The organism is Dokdonella aquatica, from assembly GCF_051987395.1.
Lineage (GTDB): Bacteria > Pseudomonadota > Gammaproteobacteria > Xanthomonadales > Rhodanobacteraceae > Dokdonella.
Genome location: NZ_CP197094.1, coordinates 2588870 through 2600950, shown reverse-complemented (window position 1 = coordinate 2600950; position 12081 = coordinate 2588870). Strand labels below are relative to the sequence as shown.

Here is a 12081-nt window from a genome sequence, read left to right as displayed (position 1 = left end):
CCTTTTCAGAGCGCCTTGCTGTAGCGCTCGCGCAACGTCGCGACGCGCTCGACGTAGACCTGGGTCTCCGCGAACGGTGGCACGTTGTTGCCGTACTTCTGCACTGCACCGGGACCCGAGTTGTACGCGGCCGTCGCGAGGCGCACGTCGCCGTTGAAATTCCTGAGCATCTGCGAGAGGTATTGCGCGCCGCCGCGGATGTTCTCGGCCGCGTCGAAGGCGTCGACGACGCCGAGGTCCGAAGCCGTGCCCGGCATCAGCTGCATGAGGCCTTGCGCGCCCTTCGAGGAGAGCGCCATCGGGTTGAACGCCGATTCCGCGTGCATGACCGCGCGGATCAACGCCGCGTCGACGCCGAACTCGGCGGCGGCCTGGGCGACTTCGTCACGGTACGCATCGAGGTTGAGGCGCGTCGCCGAAAAGTCGATCTTCGAATGCACGTCGCAGGCGACGCAGGTCGCGATGTAGCTGAACAGCAGTGCGTACTTGCCACCGCGAGGCGGCACGTTCGTGTACTCGACGATGCCGTCCTTGCGGTCGACGCGGTAGACCGCGCCGCGCACGACCTTCGGCGTCGCCGGCGCGGCCGAGGCGACCACGGCCTTGACCGGCGCAGGCCCGGCTTTGCCATCAAGCTGCGCGACCGCCTCCGGCTTCGCCGCGTCGGCCGGCGGCGTGGTCGATGCCACGAGCGGCGCGGTGCTGACCACGCCCGAGCGTTGCGCCTTCGGATCGACGCGCTCCTGGTAGTCCCAGCGCCGCGTCGCCTGCGCGCTGCTCGGTGCCGGCTTGCGCGCGGCATAGCTCGCGACGGCCTTGCAGGCCGTGAAGCTTTCCTTCTTGTTCGTATAGGCGATCGTGCCGCCCGGTCCCTCGCACTTGTACAGCGTGTCGGCGCGCACGACCGCCGGCGCCAGGCAGGCGGCCGCGACGGTGAGGCTGGCGAGGGAGGCTCGAATCGGCATCGGGTGCTATGGAACCGTGTCGCGCGGAAAAGTTTCGCGACCTGCCGCGCAACACGGCGGATCGGCCCCGCGACGCTGGCGGCGTCCCCGGGCAGCGCGTAAACTACTGTGTTCGCTCACGATTCTCCAGACCCATGGCCGGCAAGCTCTACATCAAGACCCACGGTTGCCAGATGAACGAGTACGACTCGGCCAAGATGGTCGACGTGCTGCAGGCCTCGCATGGGCTCGAGCTGACCGACAACGAGGCCGAGGCCGACGTCATCCTCGTCAACACCTGCTCGATCCGCGAGAAGGCGCAGGAGAAGGTGTTCAGCCAGCTCGGCCGCTGGCGCCAGCTCAAGCAGGCGAACTCGTCCGTCGTGATCGGCGTCGGCGGCTGCGTCGCGAGCCAGGAAGGCGAGGCGATCGTCAAGCGCGCGCCGTTCGTCGACCTCGTGTTCGGCCCGCAGACCCTGCACCGCCTGCCCGAGATGATCGCCGCGCGGCGCGCCACCGGCAAACCGCAGGTCGACATCAGCTTCCCCGAGATCGAGAAGTTCGACCGCCTCCCCGAGCCGCGTGCGGAGGGTCCGACCGCGTTCGTCTCGATCATGGAGGGCTGCTCGAAGTACTGCACGTACTGCGTGGTGCCGTACACGCGCGGCGAGGAGATCAGCCGCCCGTTCGACGACGTCGTCGCCGAGGTCGCGATGCTCGCCGAGCAAGGCGTGCGCGAGGTCACCCTGCTCGGCCAGAACGTCAACGCCTACCGCGGCCCGATGCACGACGGCGGCATCGCCGACCTCGGCCTGCTGATCCACGCGATCGCCGAGATCGACGGCATCGGCCGCATTCGCTTCACCACGTCGCACCCGATGGAATTCAGCGATTCGCTGATCGACGCGTTCGCCAACGTGCCGCAGCTCGCCAATTTCCTGCACCTGCCCGTGCAGTCGGGCTCGGACCGCATCCTTGCCGCGATGAAGCGCGGCTACACCGCGATCGAGTTCAAGCAGCGCATCCGCAAGCTGCGCGCGGTACGTCCGGACATCTGCCTGTCCTCCGATTTCATCGTCGGCTTCCCGGGCGAGACCGACGCCGATTTCGAGAAGACGATGAAGCTCATCGACGACATCGGCTTCGACCAGAGCTTCAGCTTCATCTTCTCGGCGCGCCCCGGCACGCCGGCCGCGACGCTCGCCGACGACACGCCGGCCGAGGTCAAGCACGCGCGCCTGACGCGCCTGCAGGCCGCGATCAACGCGAACGCGCGCCGCATCAACGAGGCGATGGTCGGCACGACCCAGCGCGTGCTCGTCGAGGGCCTGAGCCGCAAGAGCGCGCAGGAGCTCACGGGCCGCACCGAGAACATGCGCTTCGTGAACTTCCCGGGCCATCCGCGCCTGATCGGCCAGTTCGTCGACGTGGTAGTCACCGAGGCCATGAGCAACTCGCTGCGCGGTCGCCTCTGGCTCGCGGACGATCGCGCCGCGTGACGCGATCGCCCGCGTGTCACGCGGGTCAGTCCTTCGGTTCGCCGCGGTACTTGCGCTCGTAGGTCTCGTTGAGGCGCGTGTGGCGGTTGGCGAGATCGATCTCGCGCCCGCCGATCCACGCGCGCTCGACCTTGGTGCGCACCTCGAGCACGTCGCCGTCGGCGACGAACAGCGTCGCGTCCTTGCCGACATCGAGTGAGCCGAGCCGCTCCGCGACACCGAGGATCTCGGCCGGGCCGAGCGTGATCGCGCGCAGTGCGGCTTCGGCTCCAAGGCCGTAGGCTGCGTAGCTCGCCGCCTGGTACGGCAGGTTGCGCTCGTTCGACGCCGCCATGCTGTCGCCGTCATTGGCGATCGCGAGCGTGACGCCCGCGGCGGCGAGCTTGCCGGCCGAGGCGTAGATCGTGTCGTAGGCCTCGCCGCGACGCGCCGGCAGCGAGTGCGACGAGCCGAGGATCACGGGGATGCCGGCCGCCTGCAGCGTCGACGCGAAACGCCACGCATCACGACCACCGACGATCGCGATGCGCAGCTTCTCGCGTGCGGCGAACGCGAGCGCTTCGCGGATCTGCACCGACGAATCCGCCTGCACGAGCACGAGCTCTCGGCGCTCGAGCGCGGGCAGCATCGCCTCCCAGCGCAGATCCTGGACGCCCTGCCCCTTGCCTTTGCCGGCGGCGTAGGCGCGTGCGTCGCGCATCGCCTGATCGAGCGCCACGCGCTTGATCCGCGCGCTTTCTTCCGCGCGATCGCGCGCGGCCTGCGGCATCCACTCCGGTGCACGCGCCTCGGGCCATGCGAGCACGAGCCCGGCCGGCGCGGCGATCGTCATCTGTTCGGCCGTCCAGCCGTCCGGACGCATGAGCGCCGCGCGGCCCGCGAGCACGCCGTCGTTGCCGGCGCGCGGCATCACGAGCGCGGCGAGCACGCCGTTGGCGCGTGCGACAGGCCACAGTTCGGTATCCGGGTTGACCGCCGATTCGGCGCGCACCTCGGGCGTGACCGCGCCGCTCTCGGCGAAGTCGTTGGTCGCGCGCACCGCGGCCACTTCGCTGAGGCCGATCACGCTGTTGGCAGCGATCAGGCCCGGGTAGATGCGCTTGCCGGCGAGGTCGATGCGCGTCGCACCGGCCGGGGCATCGACGGTGGCGCCGAGCGCGGCGATGCGCCCGTCGACGATGAGCAGCTCACCCTTCGGCACGACGCCGTGGCTGATCGTGTGCAGGTCCGCTCCGGCGAGCACGACCGGCGTGGCGGGCGCGCGCGACGCGGGCGTCACCGCGATCGCGGCATGGGCGAAGGTCGCGGCGAGCGCGGCGATGAGGACGCGCAGGGTCATCGGTGGTCCTCCTCGCAGACGTTGACGGGCTCGCTGTCGTGGTACGGCGGCCTCAACCCGGCGAAATGCACGAGATCGTGATCGGCCTTCGGCGCCGGCGCGGCGGCGTCGGGCTTGCGTTCGCCGTCGCCCCTGGCGAGCGCCTTGACGCGTTCGGGCAGGATCTTCGCGACGAGGCGATCGCGCTCGCGCAGGATGCGCGCGCGCTCGACGAGGTCGTCGGCACGGTCGAAGCGCTTGCGGCCGTCGACCCAGGTCTGTTCGGCGATCGCGAACGACGACAGCGGATGGGCATTCCACACGACGAGATCGGCATCCTTGCCCACGGCGAGCGAACCGACCCGCGAGTCGACGTGCAGCTGCTTCGCGGGGTTGCGCGTGACGAGGTCGAGCGCATCGGTCTCGGCCAGACCGCCGTACTTCACGGCTTTCGCTGCCTCGGTGTTGAGGCGGCGGCCGAGCTCGTCGGAGTCGGAATTGAACGACACGACGACGCCTTGCCGCGTCATCAGCGCACCCGCGTACGGGATCGCGTCGGCGACTTCCATCTTGTAAGCCCACCAGTCGCTGAAGGTGGAAGCACCCGCACCGAGCGCGGCGAGTTCGTCGGCGACCTTGTAGCCTTCGAGCACGTGCTGGAACGTCGGCACGAAACGGTAGCGCTGCGCGATGCGCACGAAGCCGAGGATCTCGTCCTGCCGATAGCTGTGCACGTGCACGTAGCGGCGCGCGTCGAGGATCTCGGCGAGCGCCTCGAGGCGCAGGTCGCGCCGCACCGGCGCGCCCTTCTTCGCCGCGACGCGCTCGCGGTAATCCTGTGCGGCCGCGAAACTGTCGACGAGGATTTCCTGCACGCCCATGCGCGTCTGCGGGTAGCGCTTCGTGAACGCCTCGCCCCAGTTGGCCTGCTTGACGTTCTCGCCGAGCGCGAACTTGATCGTGCCGGGCGCGCTGTCGAAACGCAGCGCCTGTGCGTCACCGCCCCAGCGCAGCTTGATCGTCTGCGACTGCCCGCCGATCGTGTTGGCCGAGCCGTGCAGCAGGTGCGCGCTGGTCACGCCGCCGGCGAGCTGGCGGTACAGCGTCATGTCGGTCGGATCCAGCACGTCGCCGACGCGTACCTCGCTGGTCACCGAATGCGAGCTCTCGTTGACGCCGCCCGCGACGGCCATGTGCGAATGCGCGTCGATGAGGCCCGGCGTGACGTGCTTGCCGCGTGCGTCGACCTCGACCGTACCCGACGGCACGCCCAGCCCGCGACCGATGGCCTTGATGCGGCCGCCTTCGACGAGTACGTCGGCATCCTCGAGTACGCCTTGCGTCTCCTGTGTCCACACGGTCGCGTGGCGGAACACCACGGCACGCGGAGCCGGCGCGTCGACGACCCCGTACTCGCCGGCCGGATAGCGCCCGAGCGAACCGGGCAGAGGGGGCATGGCGGCCTTCGCGGCCGCGGCCCTGGCCGTGTCGGCACGACGGCCTTCCACGCGCCATTCGCCGCCGTCGTCGAGCACGACGCGCCCCGACAGCGTGTCGCCGTCGAGCGCCGCGACGAGCGCGACGCGCTCGCTCGAGCGGCCGACGAGGCGACCCGGCAGGTAGGCGGTCAGCGTGTCGCCGGCGACCGTCATCGCAACGTCGGCGTCGCCGGCCTTGCCCTTCGGCGTGGCGGTTTCACCGCTGACATCGAGATCACGCGGCCCTTCGACGCCATGCCACGTCAGTGTCCAGCGGCCGCGCGCATCGGAGGGCGCGCCGCGCGACGGCAGGCGACGGCCGTCGATCCAGGTCTCGTGGATGCGCGCGCGATCCGAGCGGAACAGGTCGGCGTCTGCGACGACGAACTGGGCGAGGCGACCGCGCTCGAGCGTGCCGAGGCGATCCGACATGCCGAGCATCGCCGCGGGCTGCACGGTCAGCGCGGCCAGCGCGTGATCCTCGTCGAGGCCACTCGAGACGGCCTTGCGCACGTGCTTCCAGAACGTCTCCTGTGGCTTCTTGAGGCCGGCCGCGGTGAACGCGAACGGCACGCCGGCCGAGGCCAGCACGCGCGCGTTGAACGGTGCCCACTCCCAGTGCTCGAGTTCGGCGAGTGACACGTCGAGCGCGCGATCGGGATCCTCGATGGCCGGCGCCTCGGGAAAATCCAGCGGCACGATCACGGGCACCCGGGCGTCGGCGAGTTCGCCGACGCGGCGGTACTCACGCCCGGAGCCGACGAGCACGGCGGACAGGTCGAATTCGCGCGCGATCGCGAGCGAACGGCCGATGTCGAGCTCGTCGCGCGTCGCGAAGATCGCGGCCTGCCGACCTTCGGCGAGCGGGCCGAGCGCTTCGAGCGCGAGGTTCGCCTCGATCACCTCGGCGTCACGGTGGCGGGACTGCCACGCGAGGCGCTGCGCCTGCCAGCGTGCGTCGAGCACGGTCTGGCGCACGAGCGCGATCGCGCCCATCAGCGAGGCCGGATAGTCGCGCGACGGCCATGTGCCGAATTCGAACGCGATGTGCTGCGCGACGCGCGGACGCACGAGGATCTCGTTCGCGCGCGTCGCCTCGGCGGTCGTGACGAGCGCCGACTGCCCGCGCAGCACACCCTTGCCGGGCACCGAAAGCACGCTCGTGAAGCCGAGTTCGCGCAGCGCCGTGGCGGCCTTCGCGTCGGGACGCAGGCGCTCGGCCACATCGAGCTCGGGCTGCACCTTGCGGTTCCAGTGGCGTGCGCCGGATACCGGCGGATCGCTGTCGGCACCGCGTGCCGGAGGCGTTACGGGCTCGGGATCGCGCGGCTGCGCGTAGTCGCTCGAAGCGTCGATGAAGCCCGCGAACACGCTGCGTCCGCCGACGTCGACGACGAGGGCATCGGACGGTACCGTGACCTTCGCACCGACATCGACGATGCGCCCGTCGCGCACGACCAGCGTACCTCGCTCGATCACCTGCCCCGGCTTCACGACGAGTCGTGCATTGGTGATCGCGGCCGAGCGTGGCGTGCGGTCGGCGATGCCCTCGACGGGTACCGTGTCGGTCGACGACGCGGCGACGCTCGTCGCCGGCAAGGCCAAGGAAAGGACGAACCGCCAGGCATGGCGGCGCGGGGTCAGGCGCATCGATGGACTCCCTGGTGTGGATGCCGCGTGTGGCGCGGCCCCCGCCGCGCCGCCACGGGGTCAGGCTATCGGCGTCGCCGCACCGCGCTTGCGCACGATGAGCATCGCCAGTTCGAGCGACTGCTCGTAGTTGAGGCGCGGGTCGACCGACGACCGGTAGGCGCGCGTGAGGTCGCTCTCGGTGAGGTCGCGCGCACCACCCATGCACTCGGTGACGTTCTCGCCCGTGAGCTCGAGGTGCACGCCGCCGAGGCGCGTACCGGCCGCAGCATGGATGTCGAAGGCCTGCTCGAGTTCGCTGCGGATGTTCTCGAAGCGTCGCGTCTTGATGCCGCTGCCGAGCGCCTCGGTGTTGCCGTGCATCGGATCACTGCACCAGACCACCTTGCGGCCTGCCGCCTTGACTGCCGCGAGCAACGGCGGCAGCGCGTCGGCCACGTGCTTCGCGCCCATGCGATGGATCAGCGTGAGGCGGCCGGGTTCGTTGTCGGGATCGAGCACGTCGATCACGCGCAGCAGCTGGTCGGGCTTCGTCGATGGCCCGACCTTCATGCCGATCGGGTTGCGTATGCCGCGGCAGTACTCGACATGGGCGCCGTCGAGCTCGGCCGTGCGCACGCCGATCCACGGGAAATGCGTGGACATGTTGAACCAGCCCCACTGGCGCGGGACCTGGCGCGTCATCGGCTCCTCGTAGTGCAGCAGCAGGGCTTCGTGCGAGGTGTGGAAATCGACGCGCTGGAACTCGCCGACCGGGCGGCCCGCCAGCGTCTCCATGAAGCGCAGCGAATCACCGATCGCCTCGACGCGACGCCGGTACTCGAGCTGCAGCGGCGAGTGCTCGACCCAGGCGAGGTCCCAGTACTCGGGATGGTGCAGGTCGGCGAAGCCGCCATCGATGAGGGCGCGGACGAAATTCATCGTCATCGCCGAGCGTGCATGGCCCTTGATCAGGCGCTTCGGATCCGGCCGACGCGCCTGCTCGGTGAACGCGGGTGCATTGACGATGTCGCCGCGGTAGCACGGCAGCGTGACGCCGTCGCGCGTCTCGGTATCGGCCGAACGCGGCTTGGCGTACTGGCCGGCGAAACGGCCGACGCGCACGACAGGCAACTGCAGGCCGTGCGTGAGCACGAGACTCATCTGCAGCATCACCTTGAGGCGGTTGGAGATCAGCGGCGACGTGCAGTCGTCGAAACTCTCCGCGCAGTCGCCGCCCTGGAGCAGGAAGCGGCGGCCTTCGGCGACGTCGGCGAGCAGGCCGCGCAGCGCGAGGATCTCCCACGAGGTGACCAGCGGCGGCAGTTCGCCGAGCTGCCTCAGCGCATCGTCGAGCTCGGCGGCATCGGGATAGTTGGGCTGCTGCACGGCCGGACGGGCGCGCCACGAGGACGGACTCCAGTCTTCGGCCATGCGTACGGGTGCGATCGTGGCGTCGCGTTTCATCGGGGCATCTGTGCTGCGTCGCGGAAAATCATCATGCCACAGCCCCGCCGAACGGGCATCAGCGTGCGCGGCGGAAGCCTGCCCACAGCGCGACGAACGCGAGCACGATGAACCAGGCCAGCGTCCACGTCGGCATCGACAGGCCGAGGAAGGTCCAGTCGATGACGCCGCAGTCCTGGTCCTTGATGAAGATCGTGCCGAGGAACTTGAGCGGCTCGTAGTTCTGCAGCGCGTACTCGAACGACGGCGCGCAGCCGTCGAGCTGCTCGGGCGCATGGTTGGCGAGCCACTGCAGGTAGACGTGGCGCCCGGCGATGTAGGCGCCGCCGCCGGCCGCGAGCGCGGTGAGCACGCCGTAGACGCGCGAACCCGTGCGACCGGGGCCGTGCAGCGCGGCGACGAGCGCGATCGCGCCGGCCAGACAGACGAATACGCGCTGCACCATGCACAGCATGCACGGCATGTAGCCCTGCACATGCTCGGCGTAGAGCGCATACCCCATGAGCGCGCCACACGCGAGCGCGATGAAGAGGAACAGCTGGCGCGACGACAGGCGGGAGGACCTCATGGGGTTTTCCTTGGTGGTGTGGGCGTTGCTGACCGTGCGTGCGTCGCCAGGTTCCCGCAATCACGGTTCCCCGGTCCCCAGAAACGGAAAAGCCCCGACGAGCGGGGCTTTCCGGGGCATGCGGCGAGTCGGAATCAGTCCTCGACGGCCTCGTTGCTGGCCGTCGCGGGACGGTCGAGCAGCTCGACGTACGCCATCGGCGCGTTGTCGCCGACGCGGAAGCCGCACTTGAGGATGCGCAGGTAACCGCCCTTGCGCTCGCGGAAGCGCGGGCCGAGCTCGACGAACAGCTTGCCGACGGCCTGCTTGTCGCGCAGGCGCGCGAAGGCGAGGCGGCGGTTGGCGACGCCATCGGTCTTGGCGAGCGTGATGAGCGGCTCGGCGACGCGGCGCAGTTCCTTGGCCTTCGGCAGGGTCGTGCGGATCAGCTCGTGCTTGAACAGCGACGCAGCCATGTTCTTGAACATCGCTTCGCGGTGGCTGCTCGTGCGGCTGAGCTTGCGACCGGCTTTCTGGTGGCGCATGGTGGAATCCTCTTGGCGATTATTATGAGAATCCGGCCCTAGGACCGGCTCCCGCGGATGTTCCGCTTATTGGATGTGGAGCATCCCGGGCCTGGGCCCGGGAAATGGATCAGCCCAGCTGCATGCCGTGCGCGATGCCCGGCGGCGGCCACGACTCGAGCTTCATGCCGAGCGACAGGCCACGCTGGCCGAGGACGTCCTTGATCTCGGTGAGCGACTTCTTGCCGAGGTTCGGCGTCTTGAGCAGCTCGACTTCGGTCTTCTGCACGAGGTCGCCGATGTAGTAGATGCTCTCGGCCTTGAGGCAGTTGGCCGAACGCACGGTCAGCTCGAGGTCGTCGATCGGACGCAGCAGCATCGGGTCGACGCCGCCCTTGTCGGTCTTCGCATCCGAGCTCTCGCGGCGCGTGAAGTCACCGAACACCGAGATCTGGTCCTGCAGGATCTCGGCGGCCTTGCGGACCGCTTCCTCGGCATCGATCGCACCGTTGGTGTCGATCTCGAGCACGAGCTTGTCGAGGTCGGTGCGCTGCTCGAGGCGCGCGCTGTCGACCTGGTAGGCGACACGGCGGATCGGGCAGAACGAGGCATCGAGCTGCAGGCGACCGATCGGACGCGCTTCCTCGTCCGGCAGGCGACGCGACACCGCCGGCTGGTAGCCGACGCCACGCGCGACCTTCAGACGCATGTTGAGCGCGATGTCCTTGGTCAGGTGGCACAGGACGTGGTCGGGGTTGACGATCTCGACCGAGTGGTCGACCTTGATGTCACCCGCCGTGACGACGCCCTTGCCCTTCTTGCTGAGCGTGAGGGTCGTCTCGTCGTGGCCGTGCATGCGGATCGCGACGTCCTTGATGTTGAGCAGGACTTCGATGACGTCCTCCTGCAGACCTTCAAGCGTCGTGTACTCGTGCAGGACGTTGTCGATCTCGACCTCGGTGATCGCACAGCCGGGGATGGAGGACAGAAGCACGCGGCGCAGCGCGTTGCCGAGGGTATGGCCGAAGCCGCGCTCGAGCGGCTCCACCACGACCTTCGCGTGATTGGTACCGATGCGCTCTACCTGAATGCCGCGCGGACGCAGCACATTGGTGGACGATCCTGCCATGAACAGGGACTCCAAAAGATGACGACGAATTACTTCGAGTAAAGCTCGATGATCAGGCTCTCGTTGATATCCGAGGGCAGATCGGAACGCTCCGGCAGCGACTTGAACACGCCGCTGAACTTCTTCGCGTCCACTTCGATCCACGACGGAACGAGATCCATCTCCTGGGAGACGGTCACCGACTCCTGCACGCGCAGCTGGCTGCGGGCGCCTTCGGTCAGCGAGAGCTCGTCGCCCGGGCGGACCTGGTACGACGGCAGGTTGACGCGCTTGCCGTTGACCGCGACGGCACCGTGCGAGACGAGCTGGCGGGCCTGGGCGCGCGTGACCGCGAAGCCCATGCGGAAGATCACGTTGTCCAGGCGCGACTCGAGGGCGCGCAGCAGGTTTTCACCCGTGTTGCCCTTCTGGTTCGAGGCCTTCTCGTAATACTTGTGGAACTGGCGCTCGAGCAGGCCGTAGATGCGCTTGACCTTCTGCTTCTCGCGCAGCTGCACGCCGTAGTCCGACAGGCGGCCCTTGCGGGCGGCGCCGTGCTGACCGGGCTTCTGTTCCAGCTTGCACTTCGAATCGATCGCGCGCGCCGGGCTCTTGAGGCTGAGGTCCGCGCCTTCGCGACGGGCCAGCTTGCAGGTGGGTCCGATATAACGAGCCATGGTGGAATCCTTTAGACGCGACGCTTCTTCGGCGGACGGCACCCGTTGTGCGGGATCGGCGTCACGTCGATGATGTTGGTGACCTTGAAACCGACGTTGTTCAGCGAACGCACGGCGGACTCGCGACCCGGCCCCGGGCCCTTGATGCGCACTTCGATCGTCTTGACGCCGTACTCGGCGGCGACGCGCGCGGCCTTCTCGGCGGCGACCTGGGCAGCGAACGGCGTCGACTTGCGCGAGCCGCGGAAACCCGCGCCACCCGCAGTCGCCCACGAGAGCGCATTGCCCTGGCGATCGGTGATCGTGACGACCGTGTTGTTGAACGACGCCTGCACGTGGCAGACAGCGTCGGTCACGACACGCTTGATCTTCTTCTTCGGCTTGGCGACCGGCTTGTTCATGATGCGATTCCGGGCAGGTTATTTCTTGATCGCACGACGCGGACCCTTGCGGGTACGGCCGTTCGTGCGCGTGCGCTGGCCGCGCAGCGGCAGGCCACGACGGTGACGCAGGCCGCGGTAGCAGCCCAGGTCGATGAGGCGCTTGATCGAAATGCCGATCTCGCGGCGGAGGTCACCCTCGACCGTGTACTTGGCCACTTCGTGACGCAGCTTGTCGACCTCGGCTTCCGTCAGGTCCTTGATCTTGGTCGTCGGCGCGACACCCGCGCTCTCACAGACCTTCTTCGACCGCGAACGGCCGATGCCGAAAATGCTTTGCAGTCCGACCCAGGCGTGCTTCTGGACCGGAAGGTTGACACCCGCAATGCGCGCCATGTTTGACTGTCTCCGAAAGAACTAAATGCGCAGTGAACTTCGTATTCTATCCTGATCGGGAGGAAACATAAAGCCCTCCCACGAGCAGGCCCGGCGCGGCGCGCCGGGAGACCC

11 protein-coding genes are annotated in these 12081 nt (G+C 68.6%); 1 reads left to right on the top strand and 10 read right to left on the bottom strand.

Annotated features, from left to right (window positions below):
* Positions 1-5: 5 nt before the first annotated feature.
* On the bottom strand, positions 6-965 hold the full coding sequence (locus ACQQ2N_RS11550; protein ID WP_440221726.1) for a lytic transglycosylase domain-containing protein: 960 nt from the start codon (positions 963-965) through the stop codon (positions 6-8).
* 8 nt (positions 966-973) lie between these two features.
* On the opposite strand from ACQQ2N_RS11550, the gene miaB reads away from it, so the two are divergent.
* A complete protein-coding gene (miaB, locus tag ACQQ2N_RS11545; RefSeq protein WP_440221725.1) occupies positions 974-2443 on the top strand; it encodes a tRNA (N6-isopentenyl adenosine(37)-C2)-methylthiotransferase MiaB in 1470 nt (489 codons plus the stop codon).
* A 25-nt stretch (positions 2444-2468) separates the two neighbouring features.
* Here the strand turns inward: miaB and ACQQ2N_RS11540 are convergent, their stop codons facing one another.
* From ACQQ2N_RS11540 to rpsM, 9 genes are all read right to left on the bottom strand, one after another.
* Positions 2469-3782, bottom strand: coding sequence for an amidohydrolase family protein (locus ACQQ2N_RS11540; RefSeq protein ID WP_440221724.1), 1314 nt, complete (start codon positions 3780-3782; stop codon positions 2469-2471).
* Positions 3779-6889 (bottom strand): amidohydrolase family protein, encoded by a 3111-nt coding sequence (locus ACQQ2N_RS11535; RefSeq protein ID WP_440221723.1) that lies wholly within the window; start codon positions 6887-6889, stop codon positions 3779-3781. Before ACQQ2N_RS11535 ends, ACQQ2N_RS11540 begins: the two co-directional genes overlap by 4 nt.
* A 60-nt stretch (positions 6890-6949) precedes the next feature.
* Positions 6950-8335, bottom strand: coding sequence for a class II 3-deoxy-7-phosphoheptulonate synthase (locus ACQQ2N_RS11530; RefSeq protein WP_440221722.1), 1386 nt, complete (start codon positions 8333-8335; stop codon positions 6950-6952).
* A 58-nt stretch (positions 8336-8393) separates the two neighbouring features.
* On the bottom strand, positions 8394-8903 hold the full coding sequence (locus ACQQ2N_RS11525; protein WP_440221721.1) for a disulfide bond formation protein B: 510 nt from the start codon (positions 8901-8903) through the stop codon (positions 8394-8396).
* 134 nt (positions 8904-9037) lie between these two features.
* Positions 9038-9427 (bottom strand): 50S ribosomal protein L17, encoded by a 390-nt coding sequence (gene rplQ / locus ACQQ2N_RS11520; protein WP_440221720.1) that lies wholly within the window; start codon positions 9425-9427, stop codon positions 9038-9040.
* 109 nt (positions 9428-9536) lie between these two features.
* Complete coding sequence (locus tag ACQQ2N_RS11515) at positions 9537-10535, bottom strand: DNA-directed RNA polymerase subunit alpha (RefSeq protein WP_440221719.1); 999 nt, start codon at positions 10533-10535, stop codon at positions 9537-9539.
* 29 nt (positions 10536-10564) lie between these two features.
* Positions 10565-11191: a 30S ribosomal protein S4 gene (rpsD, locus tag ACQQ2N_RS11510; RefSeq protein WP_440221718.1), complete on the bottom strand. Its 627-nt coding sequence runs from the start codon at positions 11189-11191 to the stop codon at positions 10565-10567.
* Between the two features lie 11 nt (positions 11192-11202).
* Positions 11203-11592 carry a 30S ribosomal protein S11 gene (gene rpsK, locus ACQQ2N_RS11505; protein ID WP_440221717.1) on the bottom strand — a complete coding sequence of 130 codons (390 nt, stop codon included), beginning with the start codon at positions 11590-11592 and terminating at the stop codon, positions 11203-11205.
* Between the two features lie 18 nt (positions 11593-11610).
* Positions 11611-11967: a 30S ribosomal protein S13 gene (rpsM, locus tag ACQQ2N_RS11500; RefSeq protein ID WP_440221716.1), complete on the bottom strand. Its 357-nt coding sequence runs from the start codon at positions 11965-11967 to the stop codon at positions 11611-11613.
* Between the last annotated feature and the right edge of the window lie 114 nt (positions 11968-12081).